The organism is Roseovarius sp. THAF27 (assembly GCF_009363655.1).
Taxonomy (GTDB): Bacteria; Pseudomonadota; Alphaproteobacteria; order Rhodobacterales; family Rhodobacteraceae; genus Roseovarius.
In genome coordinates this window covers 19430-38066 of sequence record NZ_CP045394.1, presented here as the reverse complement: position 1 = coordinate 38066, position 18637 = coordinate 19430, and the positions used below count along the sequence as shown (strand labels likewise).

Annotated in this window: 17 protein-coding genes and 3 pseudogenes; 3 read left to right on the top strand and 17 right to left on the bottom strand. The window is 61.4% G+C overall.

Annotated features, from left to right (window positions below; translation table 11 throughout):
• Positions 1 to 448: 448 nt before the first annotated feature.
• The 12 genes and pseudogenes from FIU89_RS22390 to FIU89_RS20925 form a co-directional block, all read right to left on the bottom strand.
• Positions 449 to 625, bottom strand: a complete 177-nt coding sequence (locus FIU89_RS22390; RefSeq protein WP_172978208.1) for a hypothetical protein — start codon at positions 623 to 625, stop codon at positions 449 to 451.
• 235 nt (positions 626 to 860) lie between these two features.
• Complete coding sequence (locus FIU89_RS20975; protein ID WP_152494640.1) at positions 861 to 1415, bottom strand: helix-turn-helix transcriptional regulator; 555 nt, start codon at positions 1413 to 1415, stop codon at positions 861 to 863.
• 726 nt (positions 1416 to 2141) lie between these two features.
• Entirely contained in the window at positions 2142 to 2870 is a 729-nt protein-coding gene (locus tag FIU89_RS20970; protein ID WP_152494639.1) for a DUF736 family protein, read from the bottom strand.
• A gap of 125 nt (positions 2871 to 2995) precedes the next feature.
• The gene (locus tag FIU89_RS20965; protein WP_152494638.1) at positions 2996 to 3301 is read right to left on the bottom strand and encodes a hypothetical protein; all 306 of its coding nucleotides are present in this window, start codon (positions 3299 to 3301) and stop codon (positions 2996 to 2998) included.
• 14 nt (positions 3302 to 3315) lie between these two features.
• Positions 3316 to 7578: pseudogene (locus tag FIU89_RS20960) on the bottom strand (strawberry notch-like NTP hydrolase domain-containing protein).
• 102 nt (positions 7579 to 7680) lie between these two features.
• The gene (locus FIU89_RS20955; protein WP_152494637.1) at positions 7681 to 7833 is read right to left on the bottom strand and encodes a StaA; all 153 of its coding nucleotides are present in this window, start codon (positions 7831 to 7833) and stop codon (positions 7681 to 7683) included.
• 147 nt (positions 7834 to 7980) lie between these two features.
• Positions 7981 to 8499, bottom strand: coding sequence for a type II toxin-antitoxin system YhaV family toxin (locus tag FIU89_RS20950; RefSeq protein WP_152494636.1), 519 nt, complete (start codon positions 8497 to 8499; stop codon positions 7981 to 7983).
• Positions 8496 to 8822, bottom strand: coding sequence for a type II toxin-antitoxin system PrlF family antitoxin (locus tag FIU89_RS20945; RefSeq protein WP_036562940.1), 327 nt, complete (start codon positions 8820 to 8822; stop codon positions 8496 to 8498). The genes FIU89_RS20950 and FIU89_RS20945 overlap by 4 nt, the downstream gene beginning before the upstream one ends.
• A 124-nt stretch (positions 8823 to 8946) precedes the next feature.
• The gene (locus FIU89_RS20940) at positions 8947 to 9600 is read right to left on the bottom strand and encodes a hypothetical protein (RefSeq protein WP_152494635.1); all 654 of its coding nucleotides are present in this window, start codon (positions 9598 to 9600) and stop codon (positions 8947 to 8949) included.
• A 103-nt stretch (positions 9601 to 9703) separates the two neighbouring features.
• A complete protein-coding gene (locus tag FIU89_RS20935; protein WP_152494634.1) occupies positions 9704 to 10297 on the bottom strand; it encodes a regulator in 594 nt (197 codons plus the stop codon).
• Positions 10298 to 10371: 74 nt separating this feature from the next.
• Positions 10372 to 12354, bottom strand: coding sequence for a ParB/RepB/Spo0J family partition protein (locus tag FIU89_RS20930; protein ID WP_152494633.1), 1983 nt, complete (start codon positions 12352 to 12354; stop codon positions 10372 to 10374).
• 157 nt (positions 12355 to 12511) lie between these two features.
• Positions 12512 to 12616 (bottom strand): annotated as a pseudogene (locus FIU89_RS20925) (DUF3768 domain-containing protein); the annotation flags it as partial.
• A gap of 66 nt (positions 12617 to 12682) precedes the next feature.
• On the opposite strand from FIU89_RS20925, the gene FIU89_RS20920 reads away from it, so the two are divergent.
• The gene (locus FIU89_RS20920; RefSeq protein WP_368373312.1) at positions 12683 to 13822 is read left to right on the top strand and encodes an IS110 family transposase; all 1140 of its coding nucleotides are present in this window, start codon (positions 12683 to 12685) and stop codon (positions 13820 to 13822) included.
• Between the two features lie 246 nt (positions 13823 to 14068).
• Here FIU89_RS20920 and FIU89_RS22975 read toward each other — a convergent pair.
• The 4 genes and pseudogenes from FIU89_RS22975 to FIU89_RS20900 all read right to left on the bottom strand — a co-directional run.
• A pseudogene (locus FIU89_RS22975) lies at positions 14069 to 14365 on the bottom strand (DUF3768 domain-containing protein); the annotation flags it as partial.
• An 86-nt stretch (positions 14366 to 14451) separates the two neighbouring features.
• Positions 14452 to 14661, bottom strand: a complete 210-nt coding sequence (locus FIU89_RS20910; RefSeq protein WP_152494632.1) for a DUF6330 family protein — start codon at positions 14659 to 14661, stop codon at positions 14452 to 14454.
• A 23-nt stretch (positions 14662 to 14684) separates the two neighbouring features.
• Positions 14685 to 15623 carry an ArdC family protein gene (locus FIU89_RS20905; RefSeq protein WP_152494631.1) on the bottom strand — a complete coding sequence of 313 codons (939 nt, stop codon included), beginning with the start codon at positions 15621 to 15623 and terminating at the stop codon, positions 14685 to 14687.
• Positions 15624 to 15663: 40 nt separating this feature from the next.
• Positions 15664 to 16134 (bottom strand): hypothetical protein, encoded by a 471-nt coding sequence (locus FIU89_RS20900; protein WP_254701903.1) that lies wholly within the window; start codon positions 16132 to 16134, stop codon positions 15664 to 15666.
• Positions 16135 to 16594: 460 nt separating this feature from the next.
• Between FIU89_RS20900 and FIU89_RS20895 the strand changes: the two genes are divergently transcribed.
• Together FIU89_RS20895 and FIU89_RS20890 are read left to right on the top strand one after the other, a co-directional pair.
• On the top strand, positions 16595 to 16945 hold the full coding sequence (locus tag FIU89_RS20895; RefSeq protein ID WP_152494629.1) for an MbcA/ParS/Xre antitoxin family protein: 351 nt from the start codon (positions 16595 to 16597) through the stop codon (positions 16943 to 16945).
• Positions 16945 to 17457, top strand: a complete 513-nt coding sequence (locus FIU89_RS20890) for an RES family NAD+ phosphorylase (RefSeq protein WP_152494628.1) — start codon at positions 16945 to 16947, stop codon at positions 17455 to 17457. Before FIU89_RS20895 ends, FIU89_RS20890 begins: the two co-directional genes overlap by 1 nt.
• 140 nt (positions 17458 to 17597) lie before the next feature.
• On the opposite strand, the gene FIU89_RS20885 is transcribed toward FIU89_RS20890, so the two are convergent.
• The gene (locus tag FIU89_RS20885; RefSeq protein WP_152494627.1) at positions 17598 to 18542 is read right to left on the bottom strand and encodes an IS481 family transposase; all 945 of its coding nucleotides are present in this window, start codon (positions 18540 to 18542) and stop codon (positions 17598 to 17600) included.
• Between the last annotated feature and the right edge of the window lie 95 nt (positions 18543 to 18637).

Genomic DNA, 18637 nt, shown 5'->3' with positions numbered 1-18637 from the left:
TCATTTCGAATGCTCGGCACTTTGGATCGCCCCTAGGTCCGCGGTTTATACAGGCGTCTAGCCTCCACCGACACAGCTCTCAAACTGCCGATACAGGGCGACACAGCATCGTTGTTGTGTAAAGTCTCGCATTGCACCTGCGAGCAACTTGAGTGCAAAGTAGTCTAGCGGGCGTCCGCTCCCCGCGGTCTCTCGTGTGGTATTTTATCCCTGCCACCGTCGGCTCGCTCGCCCAAAAGGGACGGGTCGGCGAAAAACTTGCCCCTGCTACCTTCCAGCCTGGGGCCGGGCGGCTGGATGGTGAGTGGCCATGCAGCCGCCTGCATATGTTAGCTATATCGCCTTCTGGTTGTGTTTGCTTGGCTGTTCTGGCATCTTCGAACCGTGGCGTATGAGTGATGGACGCAGGCGCGGTGTCCGTCCTGCATCCCACTAGATAGAGACCGCGTCAGCGTCCTTTTTCTACTTTCTGATCAATCCAGGCCTGAGCCATTTCCCTCGTTGTAAATAGAGGTCGTTCGTCGGGGTAGACTTCGACACCCCCGACGATGTCAACGACCTCGAACAGGGTGATTTCACCATGCTCAGGATGAACAACCTTCGTTTCGAGTATACGGCGTTCCATGAAGGTCACGTTAGCAGCAACGCGCTGTCCTGCAATCGCGTTGGTGCAGTGAACGGATCCCAGAAACTGCGTGTAATTGAACGTGCGCCAGAGCTGGCTTTATCAAAGATAGTGCTTCGCTTTTGTGGCGGCGGGTGTCGCGATACAGAATGTTTGGTGTAAACCAAGCTCCGCACGGGTTTCAGAACCGACGCGTCCGAAAGAAACTCGGAGGCTTCAATCCGATGACCAGGGATCAGGCCGCTGTTTGCTTGCGGCGCCCGGTCAGCGGCAGCACAACCTTTGTCTCTACCTTGGCATCGGGACGATCGGCTTCCTTGGCCATTGATACCACCTCGTCGGTGACGAAGGCGATCAGTTGGTAACGCGTATCAAGCCCGGATTTTTGGTAGATACGGCCCAGCTGCGACTTCACCGTTGTGATGGCGCTGCCGCGCATTTCGGCGATCTCGCTGTTGGAAAATCCCTTGGCCACGAAAATAGCCACGTCCGCTTCTGCCTGCGACAGACCCCAATCCGATGCATGGCGCAGGATCACGGTTTCCTTGGCGATGGGCTCACTGGCCCCTGGCGCCAGCTTTTCACGACGCCGCTGCACCACGTGGCGATTGAGCTGCGTGCAGGCGACATAGGCCACAATCGCGGTCAATGCGAAGAACAGCGCAAAAAGTCCGGAAAGAATGCCCATGCCCGGCCCGGCCTGCGGATAGGCCAGCTCGGCAACAATCAGCGTCTTCAACGCCGCGATCGCCGTGACGAGAACGAGGCCGAATATCCAAATACGCGACATCTCGAAAATACTCCAAGTCTGCCGACAGTGCTTAATTCACTAACTCAGTAATGCGGCGACAATAGGAAGATTGTTTCACCATCATGAAACATTTTCGGGAGGGCTTGAAATCCTTGAAATCACGGACACTCAGTCTGGCCATTTCCAGGCGATCGCACCCAGATAGTTCCCCGTCTCGACAGAATTGACAGTCACGCGTGCCGGACCATAGCTGTCGGCGCGTCGGATCCGGAGTATGTCGCGGCGGTTGCGAGCAAGCCGAACTAAACCGGACATCGTCAAAGCCAGGAATTCTCCCTCACCTTTCAGTGGGACGCTTTCTACGTTTCGCCAACCGCCGTCCAAAGCCTCCCGTTGCATAGCAAAGGGGTTCCGCCGCCTAGGCACAGAATGTTTCAAAACACCTTCCCCGTTCTTCAACACAAATAGGATAGCAAATATAGGCGAACATATAGATATACCGACCTTGGTGGTACATTGGAAAAAATTTTTGAGCAAGCCCGAGGAAAATGCAGGGGTTTATCTTTGGAGTTGGCAACACTTCGTGCTGGCTCCTCTTACTTTGCGCCAGGTCGGGCGTAGCCCGACCTGCAAAATGTATCGGGTTATGCAGCCATAAGCCGGATTATAGTGTGTGCTTTCCACCAATCCACCACATCAAAAGGGGAGCCGCGAACTTGCGGCTCCCCAATCTGCTCGGATGTTTAGGATTCTTGCAATGGATCGTCAGGCGACCAGAATCAGCCCGGCATCTGCGTTCTGCGGCGGTTCACCGCTGTCGATGAACGGGATGATCGAAAAGGCCTGCCCGCCGCGCTGTTCTTCGTTCTGCACGGCGTTGACGCGCAGGTCGCCATCGGGCGTGTTGATCAGCAGCGACAGGTAGTCATTGCCCGTGCGGCTGCTTTTCGCCATCCAGGCCGAGCCAACGCGGATCGGCGTGCCCCGGGGCGAGCTGACCTCGATCCGGTAGTCGGGATGGGTCTCCTCGGTCTTGTAGCCATTCTCGATCAGCATGAACTCCAGATCGAACATCATGTTGGCGATGTAGCCGGTGAAGGCGTTGTCCGCGTCCATGGCGGTGAGCTCGCCCGAGATCGAGCCGGATTTCATCAGGCCGTTCGAGACCAGCGGGATGATCTCGAATTCGTCGCTTTTGGCCGCCCGCGCTTCCTTCGTCTGCACGGCATTGACGCGGAACGGGCCCAGGCCGACATCGATCTGCATCGAGATGTAGGGGTTGCCACTGGTATTGCCGGTCGCGCTCCAGGCTGTGCCGATGCGCACCTTGCGGCCCGACTTGTTGACCGCGGTCACATCAAAATCCGGGCTGCGTTCGGACATCTTCGGGCGGGTTTCGAGCTGGATGGCGATGTCAAAGCGCGTCGAATGAATCATGCCGGTGTACTCGGCGGCTGCGGTCTCGACATTGCGGTTCAGGGTTCCTGCGAACATGGGATGGTTCCTTCTTGGATTGGCCGGTGCCTGACGTCCTTGCCAGCACAACCGGGATTGCTTTTTCGACCCCTCGTGGGATCACAAACCAGAAAGCTCGCTTTCCTTTCTTCCCAACCTTCAGTTCAGCGCTGGCGCCTGAGAGTCTGTGCCACCTCCCCGCCGGGTACGACGCCCCTCCCCTGCCCGTCTGGTCTCAGTTGGCTGTCCTGGCTCTTCTCGTCGCCACACTTCGGTCCAGCGATAAAGAACTCTGCTTCCTCCCCGTTCAACCGCTGCCCGCTCCGGTCTGTCAGCCCGATGCAGCTGCCGTTCGGCACATAGGTGATCAGGTATTGGCCGAGCCTGTCCCTGTGGACAACGTAGCCGGTATTGGCCCAGTGCACGGTCTGACCGGCATCGACGGCCGCCTTGATGTCTTCGAGAGTCATGATCTCACCCTTCCCTATTCTGCTGCCACAGACGCGGCGTGTGGCAGCTGCCCCACGATCCGGGTCAGAATGCTGACCGTGTCGACACCGTCCCCATGCGGCAGAAATACCCGCAGCTGGAAGGCGATGATTTCGGTGAAACACCCCATGGCCTTGAGACCCTCGATCATGCCCCGATCCGCACCGCCCAGCTCGAGACGCATCTCGCCTGCGACCCGGCGGCGGGTCAGGGTGAGACCCCGGCCAAGATCGACCGGCGCTGTGGTGCCGAGGGCGGCGGTCAGCATTTCTTGCGGCGTCTACGGGTCGGAGACGAGGAAGCGGGCGCGCAGCGCGGCCGCCCCTTCCTCGCTCAGCGTGCGCCCGATCATGGCGGTCGCCCCGTCGGGCGTGACCCTATAGATGCGCTCATTGGTGGTCGGGATGTCCTTCCAGACCGGCAACAGCAGCCCAGTCAGCAGATAGAGCTTGGTCGTGGTGGTTTTCGGCAGGGACGCGGCCTCGGCATCCCAAAGCACTGCAAACTCAGGCTTGCCGATCTCTTCCCAGGCCGAGGCCTCGAACCTTGTCTCCTCAAGATAGCTCGACCCGTTGGGCCGCACGGCCTTGCGCATGAGGGTGACGATATCCTCGTCATACATCTGCATCGGGCGCGCCGAGATGAGCGCCGCGCGACCGGAGGCGCGATTGACCATGGGCAGCTTGTCCGGATTGCGCGCGAGGGCGTCATCAGCCGACAGCACATGAACCGGATCGGTGACCTCGAGCCCAATGATCCGCGTGACCGCACCGGATTTCGGGCAGGTCCAGAGATCCTCAGTGGAGACCTGTTCGATCCTTTCGCCGCGCAGGGTTTCGACGCCGAGATCGAGCGTGCCCGCCGCGCGCGCCCGTTCCGTCTGATCGGCGATCCGGCGCATGAACTCGGCAAAAAGCGCGTTCTGCATGTGGATGGGCAGCGCCAGCACCCGGTTGAGAAACCGCTGGATCGGGGGCAGCTCTTCGAGCAGCACCCCGTCCTTGTCGATCAGCCGCAAAGCTGTCCAATCGGTGAAACTCTCGTAGCTCATCGCCTCGGCGCGCCCGGCGGCAAGATCGGCGAAATAGCCACGCAGTGCGGCCCGTGCGATCGGGCTTTCGAGATTGTCCTCCTCCCGGAACATGCCTTGCGAGCCGGTCTCGCGTTGGCCCTTGGTTAGGGCCCCCAGCTGGTCGAGGCGTTTGGCTATCGTCGAGGTGAAGCGCTTCTCGCCATGCACATCGGAGGTGCAGACCCGGAAGAAGGGCGCGCTCACCTGGGCCGATCGATGCGTGCGGCCCAGCCCCTGGATGGCCGCATCGGCGCGCCAGCCGGGCTCCAGAAGATAGTGCCGGCGACGTTTCTGGTTCTTCGCCGTCTGCGCCGCATGATAAGATCGGCCCGTGCCGCCCGCGTCAGAAAAGATCAGGATATCCTTCTCGCCGTCCATGAAAGCTTGGGTCTCGGAGGAATTGCTGCTGGCCGAGCGTTTCTCGATGAAGAGGTGGCCATCGTCCGCCTTCAGAGGTCGGATCGACCTTCCGGTCACTTCGGCCACGGCCTCGTCGCCAAAGGCCCAGAGGATCTGGTCGAGCGCCGACGGGATCGGGGCCAGCGTCATCAACTCCATCATGGCCGCATCTCGTAGGGCGAGCGCCTCGCGCGAGACAACGAGTGCGCCGGTCTCGTCCCTGAGCGGCTCGGCCATCATATTGCCGTCGATCTCGACCAGCTTTTGCGCGTGGATCGGGAAGGCCTGTTCGAGGTAGCCCAGAACATAGTCGCGCGGCGTCAAGGCACCCTCGACGAGCTCGTCGTCGGACTCCATCGTCTCAAGCCGGCGTTTCAGCAGGATCTCACCTGTCGAGACCACCTGGATGACGCAAGCGTGGCCCGCCACTAGATCGTCCTTGATTGCGCGGATGATACTCGGGGCTTTCATGCCCATCAGGAGATGGTTGAAGAAGCGCTGTTTCGTGCTCTCGAAGCGGGACTTGGCCGAGGCGCGAGCGGCCGAGGCATTGGTCTCCCCCGAGGCGTCATTGACGCCAGTCGCGGTCAAAGCGGCTTCGAGATTGTGGTGGATCGTCCGAAACGCGCCCGCGTAAGCGTCGTAGATCTCGATCTGGGCCGGGATGAGCGCGTGTTCGAGCACGTCATACTCCACGCCATCGAAGCTGAGGGCGCGCGCCGTATAGAGCCCGAGCGTCTTGAGATCGCGGGCGACCACCTTCATAGCAGCGACACCACCCGCCTCCATCGCCGAGACAAAACTCTCGCGGTTCGGGAAGGGATATTCGGGGCCTTGCCCCCAGAGCCCCAGCCGCGCTGCATAGGCGAGATTGTGCACGCTCGTAGCACCCGTGGCCGAGATGTAGAAGACGCGGGCGCGGGGTGCTGCCAGTTGCAACCGGAGGCCAGCAAGGCCCTGCTGGGAGGGTTTGACCCCCCTGCCCTGCTCGGACCCTGCCGCGTTCTGCATGGCATGGGCCTCATCAAAAGCGAGGACGCCGTCGAAATCAGCGCCCATCCAGTCGAGGATCTGGCTCCGTCGCGTGGTGCCGCATTTGCCCGCGGACCGCAGCGTGGCGTAGGTCACGAAGAGGATACCGTCGCCCATCGGGATGGGCTGGTCCGGTTTCCATTTGGAGAGCGGCTGGATGTCGGCGGGCGAGCCGCCGAGATCGGTCCAGTCGCGTATCGCGTCCTCGATGAGCGTCGCGGATTTGGAGACCCAGATCGCCTTCCTGGTGCCGGCCAGCCAGTTCACCAAGATGAGCCCGGCGCATTCGCGCCCCTTGCCGCAGCCGGTACCGTCCCCTAGGAAATACCCAAGGCGATAGGCACGTGCCTCCGGGTCATCATCGGCGCGCGTCAGTTTGGTCTGGTCGTCATCGATCGTGAACCGCCCCGGCAGGTCGCGCCCGTGGGCATCATGCGCCATGATGATCGTCTCGAGCTGCGCCTCGGAGAGATGCCCCTCCTCGATCAGCTTGGCGGGCAGGCGCAATTCCGCACTGGCCGCGCCTGATGGCACCGGCGGCGCGACAGAGGCCATGGCGATGCTCTCGACGAGCGGCGTGGGATGTTCCTGCGCACCCGCGATCTCGATCCGCTGCGGGCGGTAGCGCGCATAGATGTCCGAGACGGGCGTGTTGTCGCGCGGAGCCTCAAGGCTTGTGAAAGTGAGCGATATGGCAGCGTTGGTCTGAGCGTTGGACGCCGCAACTCTGGCAACTGGGTGCTTGCGCGTGACAGGTACTGGACCGACCGATCGCGCATGAGGGTTTGTCGCCGCCCGTTGGGCGGGGCGCGTCTCAGGCCGGTTTGCGGCCACGGTGTCGACAAAAGGAAGGGCTTCCTCAAGACCCTGAACCGCGGCGCGGATGAGTTCGCCGTCCTCCCGCACCTTGTCGAAGATCATGAGCTGGGTTTCGACAGAGGTGCCGAGCTTGCGGTAGACCTGCCCCGGCATCGTCAACGCCAGTCGCGGCGTCAGGAGACCGCAGGCGCGCGACCAATGCGCGGCATCACGCTCCGGGCTGAACCATGGCGGCATGATCGCCACCAGCCGCCCACCTGGTGCCAGGCGCTTGGCTGCCGCGACGAGATGTTTGGCAGCGATGTGCTTGTCTCGCGAGCGATCGACCGAGGAGGCAAAGGGCGGGTTCATCACCACGACGTCGGGTAGAACCGGCGTCTGCAGCAGATCGTCGATATGCTCGCCGTCATGGCTCGTCACCTCGCCGCCGAAGACCACGCGCAGGAGGCGCTGGCGCAAAGGGTCGATCTCGTTGAGCAGAAACGTGGCACCGGCCCGGGCGGCGAAAGCGGCCAAGGCGCCGGTGCCAGCCGAGGGTTCCAGCACGGTCTCGCCCTTACGAATGGCTGCCGCCCGCACGGCCAGGGCCGCGAAAGGCAACGGCGTGGAAAACTGCTGCAACCGGATCTGCTGCTCCGACCGGCGCGTTTCCGTGAGGAGCCGTGAGGCAAGCAGCTTTGCGGTGGCGATGTCACCTGCTGCACCGTCTCCACGCAGCAGCACCTGGATGGCCCCGGCCTGCATCAGGTCATAGGCCATGCGCCAGTCCCACGCGCCACTGGCATCGCTGCCGCCGAACGCCTGCCGCATGATGCGTGCGAGCGCCGAACTGCGCAGGGGCTGGTGATCGATCTCTGCGCCGATTTGCGCCAGCGCAGAGGCGAGATCAGCGTCGGAGATTGTGAGAGCCGGATTTGACGGTTTGGGCCTGGACATGGGGATTTTCCTTTGGATCAGGGTCTGAGTTCCAAAGGACAAAAAGCCTGCTTTCGCTTTTCTGGGTGACGTGGTCAGACCGCGCTGACCTCCAAGGCTTGGTCAGGGCTTGGATTGGCCCTGGCGCTTCGCATCAATCAAAGCCTGCGCGGCCTGCATTACCTGAACCTGTGAAGTTCCAGCGCGCGCATCCTCAAGCGCGGCCTGTGTCTGCGCACGAAACCACGCGTCATACGAATTGACATCAGCCGCCACGGAAATGCTCCTCGAGACCGAGGTGCGGCTGTTCCTTACCCGTTGGGTCCATTGCGCTTTCTCCGACTATACTATGGGTCGATGCTACATCACCCACAGTGGTGCCGTAAACGGCAAGGCCGAAAGGTTCACAGCTAATCGGGCCACTTACCGATCGGTCGCCGCTTCAAGAGACGTCTCGAACCGCTTGTCCGCCGCCTCAGCTTCTTTCAAGAGCGCGTCGAAATTGTCAGGTGGGTTGCCATCTTCCAACATCCCTTTGAAGGTCGCATAGGCATCCGTCTTACTGCCATAGGCGCGCAGGGTCTTGTCGTCGTTCACCCAGGCCACCACGATGACTTTGGCATCGCTGTTGAACCGGTAGAACAACCGATACTGCTGGAAGAATTTCGCGCGGAACCAGTGCTTGCGGTGATCCCCGAGCGTGCCGCCTTGCCGGAAGGCCGCAGCACCGGGATCTGCCGGTATGGCCTCGGTGACCAGCTTGAAGATGGCGGCCAGCCGTTTCGTCGGGTTTTTCTTGCGCCAGGTCTTTGGATCGCGTGCCTTTCGCGCCTCGACTTCCAGGGTCAGCCCTTCGAGCTGGTCAAGAAAGAGCGGATGCGCGTAAATCGACCATCCGTTTATGACAAGGGGCGCGTGGGCCGGCACGCTATCGCCGTTCATTCATCCTCGAGCGATAGCGGCGCATCGAGATCGACGTCAACGTCTCCGACCAGTGCTGCAAGACGGTCATGCAAAGCCCCATCGAACGCCCGAATGCGATCCGGATGCGCCTTGATATCGGCCTCGACAAAATCGAGAAACGCGCCGAGCGCGGGATCATCCTCGTCGCTGCGCACGGGCTCGATATAGACCCGGCCACTCGGCTCGGTGCAGTAGCGAATCTGGTCGCCCTTGCCCAGCTTGAGCTGCTTGCGCACACCCGCAGGCACGGTCGTCTGATACCGGTCCGTGAGTTTCGAGACGTCTTGTGCGAGTGCTGTCATGGCAGTCTCCTGAAAGAAAAGGGGCTTTGCTGCCCGTGATAGGTAATGCATTTGCATTGTCTTGTCAAGACAAGCCGCAGGATCTGCTGTCGCCAGCAGCTCGATGAACTGTCCGGCGCGGCACCTATTCTCGCCCCGCGAGATACTCCGCCAGCACCGGGCTGGCAGCACCTTTCGCGGAGCTGAGCAGCTCCGAACCCGCAAGCGTGGCCTTCGAGAGGCGTACGAGCCCGCAGGTTTCCTCGATGCGGTAGCAGCGGCGTTTTTGCCGCCCGCGCCTGTAGTGGGTCGCGGTGACGATCTGGCAGGTGCTGCCATCGGTGAGCGTCACAGGGGTCGCGAGCCTGATCTTGTCGCCTTCCTCGTAGTCCGGGATCGCAGCCCAATCCCGGCAGCGCTGACGCCAGGCATGGGCGTAGCTGTCCGGGTCTTTCAGGTTGGAGAGGAGCTCGATCAGCGCAAGGGGAGCGCGCGACTCATTCGGGCCAGCACTTTCCTCCATATCCTTGTAACCCCAGCAGCCGTCATCGTATCGGGTGAGGAAGACAGCTCCGAAAGTGATCGAGCCGTCCGCATCCGTGACATAGGTCGCGTCCTCGACAGGGGTGCCGTCGAGATTGGTGACCTTTGCCGCCGCATACCAGGTGGAGCCAACCTTACAGGCCTTGACCAGTTCTGTTTTGCGTGTGTCGCCCTCAAAGGTGCAGAGCCGGGCAATCTCCGCTTTCTCGTCCGCGTAGGTTTTGACGCGGCGGTCAGTGTAGAACAGCCATCCCATTTCAGAGTCCTTTCTCTCGTTGGAGAAAATTGTTGCCGCCAATGTCCCGAGAGGGCCGCAGGCCCGGCAGGGTATTGGCGATGCTTGTTTGAGAAAGGGCGCGTTATGCCACCCTCCGGTCATCGATCTCCATCAGCGAATCGAGAGGCACGCGATAGGGCTGCATGGCGTCGAAATCCTCGCAATTGCCACAGTTCTGCACGATCGCGAAGGTGTCGCAGGCATCCTTGAGGATGACCCGGAAGGTGCCGCCAAGACCTGAAGGCACCTCGTAGGTCCCGCCGATGAGATAATCCGACGCACGGCGCACGAAGACGCGGATGCTGTGACCATCGGTGGCGAACCGGATCGCCCCCTGCCCCCGGTCGATCAGCACCTGCACATCGTCGAGAATGTCGGTGTAGAACTGCCCGGTCAGATCACGAGACGCCATGCGGCGCTGAGCCATCCAATCGGTATCCCGAAACGGGTTCATGCCGTCGGCAAAGGCGAAGGACGGATCGGCCTGTTCGGTCGTGACGATGCGGGTGGTTGTGCCGTCGATGCCGTTCGAGCGCAGATGCACGCCGTTGCCGACGATGAGGATCAGGGCCGGCCTGTCCACGGGCCCGTTCCAGTTGGGCAGGAAGGTTTTGCAAGCGCGCGCATGGGCGATCTGCGCCGCAACGGCTGAGGCAGAGAACTTGAGAATAGCCATGGGGATGTCTTTCTGTTCGGTGTGGGAAGATGGACCCGCGCGGGCATTGCGCCTCGCGCGGGTCGCGAGAGGACTCAGGCCGCTTGCGCGATCTCGCTGTCAGGTTCCGGGGTTTCCGCAGTGGGCTCCGCGTTATCAAAAGCGACACCGTAGGTCTGCATCATAGGGGGGCACCAGGCGGCCACGGCAGCGCGCTGCGCTTCCGTGAGCGTGGCGAAGGGCTCGGCGAAGAGCTTGTCGCAGAAGGCCACAATCTCCTTCTTGCTCGACGAGGCCAACGTCACCGCCTCCTGGGCCAGGCCCAAATCCTCGCCGAGGATCTTCAGGAGCCAGGCCTTCTTGAAGCGGTTGAAGAGCGCCGCATTCGGCGTCCAATGCGCCCGAATGTCGGGCATGATCTCGATCTCGAAGTCATGCATCAGGCTGTCGCGCCGCGGGTCCCGCGCGAAGCAGGACTGCGTCGTGCTGGCCGTCGCATAGGCGACGAGCTTGGCCTTCTCGCCTGCCTCCAGCGCGCGGAACGCCGTGAACTGATCGGCTGGGGACCGGGCCTCATCGAGCCACGAGAGGTCAAGCGCATCATGCGCCGCCGCCACCTGCTCAAGCGAGGTCTCGTCGATCTCGTCCATTTTGGCATGGCTGCGGTATTCCTTGCGGGCATCGATCTTGATCGCCTGCGTGACACTCATGCCGCTGGCCAGAACGTCACTGACCAGCTTGAAGAGCGTCAGATCGAGCGTGGCCTCGGGATGCAGCGCCATCGCGGCCCCGAGCGCCATGGCCCGCTCGGTCTTGAGGTCCTCGGCCAGCGAGGCCGGGTAGCTGATTTCGCCAGCGTCGGGGGCCTCCTCTCCGGTGGTGTTGGTCGAGGAACTGGGCGCGCCCTCTTCTTTCACGATGTCCTCCGGGCGGACGAGGCCCACATGGAGCGTGATCTGCCCGTTCGACCAAGACGCAATCACGCCTGCACGGGCGAGATCATCGGCGCTGTAGGCCTCCTGCAGATCGCGGGCTTCCTCTTCCAGAGCGTCCACCCGGTCGTAGAGCGCATTGTAAGCGTCGTCTTCGAGCCCCTCATCCTCCATCTCGAGCTGCAGTTTCTCAAGCTCGGCGGTGATCTCGTCGATGCGCTTCTGGGCCGCCTCATCTGGCTCGATCGGGCCGGGATAGACGCGGCCATAGTCGGCCATGGTCGCGTAATCATAGCGCACCAAAGCATCAGCCCAAGCAAAGCCCAGTTTTGCGCGGGCCTCCTCGGCGGCGGCACCGAGCTTCTCGAGCAGGATGGTCTCGACCAGTGCGGCGTCTTCCAGCACCGAATGCTCTTCCAGAAGATCGGCCGCGACAGCGCCGCCGCGGGCCTCATAGTCCTCGCGCACGAAGGCCCCGATATCGTCGCTGACCTGCACGCCTCGAGACTTCAGCGCCTGACGGACCGTGTAGGCTTGCAGATAGCTATCTTCCTTGGTGAGCGCGTCATAGACCTCGCGCTGCACCTCCTGGCTCGGATGCTCCGCAAAGGCCTTCATCGTATCGAGCGTGATCGTCTTGGCCCGGGCCGCGGCGCGGATATCGGGATGGATCAGCCCGTAGCGCAGCCGGCCTTTCACGGCGGCAACGGTCGTGCCGAAGGTCTTGGCGATCGTCTCGGGCGTTTGGCCGTCGACTTCCATCATCCGGGCGAAAGCCTCGAACTCGTCGATCGCGTTCATCGGCGCCTGGGTGACGTTCTCGGCGAGCGACAGGACCGTGGTGACATCGCAATCCTCTGGCACAAGACGGCAGTCGATCTTGGCCTTCGCCGTGAAGCCCTTCGCGGCCTTGTCGGCGACCAGTTCCTTCAGCGCGGCATGTCGCCGGCCACCGGCAAGCACGGCGTATTTGCCGTCGAGCTTCTGGACAAGGAGCGGCTGGAGCAGGCCCAGCACAGCGATGCTGGCCTTTAGATGCGCGATGTTTTCGGGATCATAAGTTTCCGGCGAGTTGCTGCGCACATTGGCGGGGTGAGCTGTCAGATCGCCAATGGCGACGGTGAGGGGGGTAAAACTTGCGGTCATGGGATATCCTTCCAGGTGGGTGAGGTATGGCCTGCGCCTTCACGCGCGTGACCAATCCCCGGCTTCGGGGATCACAACGATAGAAGGCCCGCTTTGCCTTTTTGGGGCAGCGGACCTTCATCGCCTGAGATGTCAGGGGGAGGCGTCCCCTGCCCCTCTACCAGTCGCGCGCCAGCATGATGGTCAGCACGCGCATTGTGGTGGCAGGGTTGTCTGGGGCCTCGGCCCCGTAGCGGAAGTCGGAATCCGCCTCATAGAAGTTTCCATGCAGGAGGTCGCGCTGATCGGATAGGTTGGGCGCAAACTCAAACAACAGGAGATTTCCAAGATGATGACGCCAACCATTGCGGCAACCTGCTTTGTCGCCATTGATCTGAGCAAATCGAAATGGCTTGTGGCGCTTGATGCGCCGCAGTTGGCCAAGATCAAATCCGTGCGTTTGGACGGGTTTGATACGGCAGGACTGATTGATCTGGTTCGAGCGACCGTTGCGGAGGCGATTGAGCTTTGCGGGCCTGATCAGCGGCCGATCGTTTGCTTCGAAACTGGATACGATGGTTTCTGGCTGCAGAGGCTGCTGTCCAACGAAGGGATCGAGACTTTGGTTGTGGATCCGACCAGCTTTCTCGTGAACCGCAAAGCGCGCCGGGTCAAAACGGATCGCGTCGACGCCGAAGGCATGGTCGTTCTGCTGAAGAACTACTGTTTCGGTGATCGAAAGGCATTCCGCACTGTGCGCGTCCCGACCGTTGCTGAAGAAGACGCCAAACGCTTCCATCGAGAGCGCAAGAGGCTGATGAGCGAGCGCACTGGCCACATCAATCGCATTCGTGCCCTCCTCGCCCTGCAAGGCGTCCGGCATATCAATCCAGCGATGGTCACATGGCGCAAGAAACTGGAGGGCCTCGAAACTGCCGATGGCCGCCCTTTCCCCGATCAGCTCATGCGCGAGATCGTGCGATCTTTCGAACGCTTGGAACTGACGAACAAGATGATCAAGGCTCTGGCCGAGGAACGCGACGAAGCTCTTGCAGCTGAATCTGAACAGTTCCCCGAGCACGAAAAGGCAGTGCTGCTCGAAGGGCTTCGCGGTGTTGGACGACACAGTGCGATGCTCTTGTCCGCAGAGGTGTTCGGGCGAGAGTTCAAGAACAGGCGGCACCTGTCTTCCTATCTTGGTCTGACGCCCAGCCCCTATTCCAGCGGTGACGTGGAACGAAGCCAAGGGATCAGCAAAGCTGGCAATCGACCGGCGCGAACCCTCGGGATCGAGCTGGCGTGGTGCTGGCTGCGGTATCAGCCACAAAGCGCACTCGCGCGCTGGTTCAGAAAATACACTGCTGAACGCCCAGGGGTGAGAAAGAAAGTCGCCATTGTGGCTCTTGCCCGCAAGCTCATCGTGGCTTTGTGGCGATATGTGGAAACGGGACTTGTCCCGTCTGGCGCGGTTCTGAAGGCGGAGGTGTAATACGGGATACTGAAACTTCAGAATAACGCGCAACGCCGGATGGTTGAGTGACCGAGAAGATTGATGGTCTTCACAAACCCTGTAGAAGTTTGGTCCCAACCAAGGCGGCTCCATTCCGGGAACGTGAACGGAAATTTGGTTCGGGCAGCACGCCCACCGTATGCAAGTCGATGCCACTGGAGTGAGCATATTTGAGGAGCCAAACCAGCGTTGCACTAAACGAAAAGGACTTGAAAATGTAATTTCCTCATGCAGGTCAATTTTCCAGAACACGGTCTCGCCCCGGATCTCGACCGCCCCGAAATCGTGCCAGCCTTCAGGGTCATTCTCAGGCTCGAACATGGCAAACTCGCCAGTTGCCTTCACCGCCTCGGCCATGAAGCCGTCGCCAGCCTCCATTAGCGAGCGGGTGACATGCATCCGGCCCTGTATGGGCTGCACCGGCGGCACCCCGAGGCACGCAAACTTGCGAAACGCGTCGTTCTGCGCTGCGATCACACTCGGATCCGGGCGGTCTGTCTGGGGTTGTGCGGTGATGGTCATAGGGCTCTCCGTTGAGAAGTTGAAACACCCTTCCCAAAGCCTGCTTTTTCTTTTCCGCGGGGCGGAGGAACAAAGCAGAAGGCGCCCTACCCGAACAGCCCCTTGGGTCTGTAATTCGGGTTGGGGATGGTTTCGATCCAACCGCCTTGTTCCTTGATGCTCTCAAGTGCCGCCGAGAGCGGATAGGCACCCTCGGACGGGCTCCACCAATAGGCACCGCGTTTGAAGGTGATGATCTTGCGGCGGCCGTCGTTGAAGCAGGCCACCCGCAGCGTCTTGGGTTCCTTACGTGACATGGGCATCTCCGTTCTCCCTGTGGTCAGGCGGCCTCGGCGCCCTCCCTTGCACTACCCGCCTCCGATCTGGCGATCAGGTAATCACAGGCACGCTGCGCATCCGCGGCGTGCCGGAAGATCGCACCCTTGTCCGACCGAAGAACGCGCAACCAGTTGTGGAGATAGGCGGCATTCATCTCGAGCGTATGGGCCGTGAAGCCGAGCGTCTGACCCAAGAACACCGAGGTCAGTTCCGCGACGATCTCCTCGCGCGCGTAGGAGGTGTCGCCGAACTGCGAGAGCCCGAAATCGCGGTTCAGTCGATGGGGGGCTTTCGTGGCATGGGCCAGCTCATGCGCCCAGACCCCGTAGAAATTGCGCGGATCGTGGAACCGGGTGATCGACGGCATGTAGACCTTGTCCACGGGTGGCAGATAATAGGCTTCCGTGCCCGTGAAGACGGTCGTGATGTCGATCGCGTCGAAGAACGCCTGCATATGCGGGATGGGCTCGGACGGCGGGTGCTCGGGCGCGGGCTCCGGGTCTGGATAGAAGCTGTCGGGCAGGCCCTCGATCTGGCAGGAATTGAACACGCGGTAGGATTTTTGGAAGCGGAAGATGCGGGCTTCCTCGGAGTGATTATCCCCGTCGCTGCGGTCGTCCTCGCCGCCGGCGTCTTTCCGGCTTTGACCGTAATAGACGACGACAGAGGACTTCTCGCCCTTGCGGACCTTCGCATCCAACGCATTGGCTTGCGGCAGCGTCATCCAGAAGGGCGAGCTGTGGCCCGCCATCACGGTGCGCATGGTCAGCAGGAAGTTGTTGACCCCTTGGTAGGGCTCACCCCCCACGCGCAGGGGGCGGGAGCTGCCGCCTGCGGTCCAGGGCTTGCGCCACGGCAGAACGCCGCGCTCGATGATGCGGATGATTTCGTTTGTGATGACCTCGGAGGCATCGAATTTTGGCATGCGGGATCGGGCCATGGCTGGCGTCCTTTCGTGTGTGGGTGAGAGGGAATGGTGATCAGGTTGACTGGCGGGGGCGCGGATCGTTGGCGATCCTGGCACCGAGGGCTTCGACCATGTCGATGTAGGTGGTCAGCGAGACAGCCCGGCCAAGAGCGCAAGGGTCAGGTTCGACCGATCCGTCTCGTGTCACACGGGGCAGGTTCGCGAAGGCGATGCCATCGGTGACGGGTCGGATATCGATGAACGGCGTGCCTCGTGCGACCGCTAGAGCGGCCAAGGGAAAGCGCTCGATCGGCGCGAAGGTCGACACGGTGGTCCAACCGAGATGGAGGAATGTCCCACCCTCCCCGCAGATCACATGCGCGTTTGGCAATGACGCCGCCTGCCTGAGATAGCCGAGATCGCGGAGAACGGCTTTCCGCTCAAGCTTCCGTGCCAGCCCTGTCTGACCGGCTCGGCACAGCTCTCTATGCCGCCACCAAGAGGCAGCGGTCGCGCGCAACACGCGCAAGACACCTGTTTGCATGGGAATGCCCTTCATCCGGAAAAACAGACCGGAACCCGGCCCGGACCCATCTGAGGGACCCCAAAGGCCCTCATCCGTCAGTCACAAAACACGAAGAAAACTTTCACTTTCCAACCGCCAACTGGACGGTGGAAACTGACAAGGGTCCGACACCACCGCGGTTCCCAAGGACTTCATGCAGTCAGTGCCGGTTGGGGTCCAAGATCGGCAAGGTATATCGGCAACCCCAGCCCGACCGCAGTAGTCTTTGGCTTATTATAAATAACTTATCTGACGTTCTCGATCGGCAAAAAACGCGCCTACTGCGACTTTTCAGGCCCAAAAATCAGAATTTCCGGCGTTCAGAGGAATGCAGCGTTACGGATTAGCATGGGAAACGAAGGCACAGCACCTCCTGACAGCTTGAAATTCAGCAATACTGTCGTTATATACCGTCAGTATCACTGTGGGAGCATAGATCATGCACATCACGAACTTTGCTGAAGCTGGGCAATTCGAACCGCGCAAGATCGCCGCGGTGCTACGCACGTCAGCAGAAGAGATCGCATTGACAGTCGGTTTGGGCAAAGACGCGTTGCAGAGGCGAGCCCGCATCGGTTCGGACAAGACGCAGCGCCGTCTGCGCGAATTGGTAGAGGTGCTGAACAAAGTCGAGCCCCGCTTCGGCTCGGAACTGATGGCCTATGCATGGTACCGGTCAGAGCCCCTGCCCGGCTTTGATGGCCGGACAGCCATGCAGCTGGTGCAGGAAGGCAGAGCTCAGCAAGTTCTGGAATACATCGATGCGGTCGATGCGGGCGTCTTTGCCTGATGCCGCTGAAAGATGGGCACTACACAGGGCCACTCTATCGCGCCCTGAACCCGGTCTATGCGCGTGAACCTCTGTCCGGACGAGGCGCTGAACTCTATGGAGGGCGCTTTAACGCAAAGGGCACCCCTGCCCTCTACACCTCGCTGGATCCCACGACTGCTCTCCGAGAAGCCAACCAGGTCGGCAGCCTGCAACCCACGATCCTGGTGTCCTACAAGGCCGACCTTGGGCCTATTTTCGATACCCGCCATCAGGACGGACTTGACCGGTATGGCGCGACCGAGGCGATGCTTGCCGACCCTGCATGGCGCATGAAGATGCTCGATGGCCAATTGGTACCGACACAGGATTTAGCACGCGCCCTCATAGCAGAACGGTTTGCGGGGCTCCTGATCAAGAGTTTTGCGAAGGGCGCGTCGTCGTCGGACCTCAACATCGTCCTGTGGGCCTGGACTGACAATGAAGGTTCGTTGGAAGTGGTGGATGACGAAGAACGGCTGTCACGCATGTGAGTTGTGAGACTTGGTGCCGGATCTGTCCACCGCGGTGGACATCGGCCGGACGGAGGAACATGGAATGACCGCGCAGTATCGGCCTATTGGAATTTGGCTCGTTGGCTTTGATGCATGTGGAGAGACCACGCGTCATTGGACTAGTTGTGACTTCTCATATGGTTGTTCAGAGCCATTGTCGGAGCTTGGCCATTGAGGGCTGAGTGTGGTCTTCGAAGGTTGAACCAGTCAAGCCATCGCGTCAGGTCGGAGTTGCGTGCAGCGGAGGAGGCGTAGGTCGCTCCGTAGGCCCAGTCGCGGATGAGGGTCTGGATGAAGCGTTCTGCCTTGCCGTTGGTTTTGGGCGTGTAGGGCCGGGTCCGGATATGACGGATGGTGTGTGCGTCGAGGATCTGGCGGAAGAGGCGCGATCGGTAGCATGACCCGTTGTCGGTCATCACCCGTTCGACCTTGATGCCGCGCGCGGCGAACCAGGCCCGCGCGCGGCCCAAAAAGGCGGTGGCGCTCTCCTTCCGCTCGTCGGGCAGGACCTCGACATAGGCCAGCCGGGTCGCGTCATCGACGGCGACATGGACAAAGTCCCAGCCGGCGCCGCGGCTCGATCCCTTCGTCCGTGACCCCGTGACGCGATGGCCCGGCCGGTCGAAGCGACCCAGCTTCTTGATGTCGATATGGATCAGTTCGCCCGGCCTCTCCCGCTGATAGCGCCGGACGGGTGGCGGCGGATCGAGCGCCGCGCGGCGTCCGACACCATGACGGGCCAGCCACCGCGCGACGGTCGAGCGGGCCAGGCCGAGGCGCTCGGCGATGACCGCCGCCGCCATGCGGAAGCGGCGGCGCAGATCGAGGATCAGAGCGATCCGGGCCTCACCGAGACGCCCTGGGCGCCGAACGGGCGCGCTTGCGCCATTGCCGAGCGCGCCATGACCGCCCTCCCGGTATCGTCGGAGCCATTTGTGGATCGTGCGCACCGACACGCCGAACTCCTCGGCGATCTGCCGGGCGGGCCGACCTGCGGCATGGCGGGCGACGATAAGCTCTCGACTATGAACAGTGAGACGTGCACCTTGATGTGGGTTGTTCATCCTTCGGGGTCCTCGGCTGGAGTTTGGCGATTGCAGCCTAACTCCGAACCGGATGAACAACCTACTGAGAGTTCACAACTAGTTGCCAGTCAGAC

Excerpts from the sequence above, each read along its gene's own strand:
- FIU89_RS22390 (WP_172978208.1), bottom strand. The coding sequence starts at position 625 with ATGGAACGCCGTATACTCGAAACGAAGGTTGTTCATCCTGAGCATGGT.
- FIU89_RS20975 (WP_152494640.1), bottom strand. The coding sequence starts at position 1,415 with ATGTCGCGTATTTGGATATTCGGCCTCGTTCTCGTCACGGCGATCGCG.
- FIU89_RS20970 (WP_152494639.1), bottom strand. The coding sequence starts at position 2,870 with ATGTTCGCAGGAACCCTGAACCGCAATGTCGAGACCGCAGCCGCCGAG.
- FIU89_RS20965 (WP_152494638.1), bottom strand. The coding sequence starts at position 3,301 with ATGACTCTCGAAGACATCAAGGCGGCCGTCGATGCCGGTCAGACCGTG.
- FIU89_RS20950 (WP_152494636.1), bottom strand. The coding sequence starts at position 8,499 with ATGAACGGCGATAGCGTGCCGGCCCACGCGCCCCTTGTCATAAACGGA.
- FIU89_RS20945 (WP_036562940.1), bottom strand. The coding sequence starts at position 8,822 with ATGACAGCACTCGCACAAGACGTCTCGAAACTCACGGACCGGTATCAG.
- FIU89_RS20940 (WP_152494635.1), bottom strand. The coding sequence starts at position 9,600 with ATGGGATGGCTGTTCTACACTGACCGCCGCGTCAAAACCTACGCGGAC.
- FIU89_RS20935 (WP_152494634.1), bottom strand. The coding sequence starts at position 10,297 with ATGGCTATTCTCAAGTTCTCTGCCTCAGCCGTTGCGGCGCAGATCGCC.
- FIU89_RS20930 (WP_152494633.1), bottom strand. The coding sequence starts at position 12,354 with ATGACCGCAAGTTTTACCCCCCTCACCGTCGCCATTGGCGATCTGACA.
- FIU89_RS20920 (WP_368373312.1), top strand. The coding sequence starts at position 12,683 with ATGATGACGCCAACCATTGCGGCAACCTGCTTTGTCGCCATTGATCTG.
- FIU89_RS20910 (WP_152494632.1), bottom strand. The coding sequence starts at position 14,661 with ATGTCACGTAAGGAACCCAAGACGCTGCGGGTGGCCTGCTTCAACGAC.
- FIU89_RS20905 (WP_152494631.1), bottom strand. The coding sequence starts at position 15,623 with ATGGCCCGATCCCGCATGCCAAAATTCGATGCCTCCGAGGTCATCACA.
- FIU89_RS20900 (WP_254701903.1), bottom strand. The coding sequence starts at position 16,134 with ATGCAAACAGGTGTCTTGCGCGTGTTGCGCGCGACCGCTGCCTCTTGG.
- FIU89_RS20895 (WP_152494629.1), top strand. The coding sequence starts at position 16,595 with ATGCACATCACGAACTTTGCTGAAGCTGGGCAATTCGAACCGCGCAAG.
- FIU89_RS20890 (WP_152494628.1), top strand. The coding sequence starts at position 16,945 with ATGCCGCTGAAAGATGGGCACTACACAGGGCCACTCTATCGCGCCCTG.
- FIU89_RS20885 (WP_152494627.1), bottom strand. The coding sequence starts at position 18,542 with ATGAACAACCCACATCAAGGTGCACGTCTCACTGTTCATAGTCGAGAG.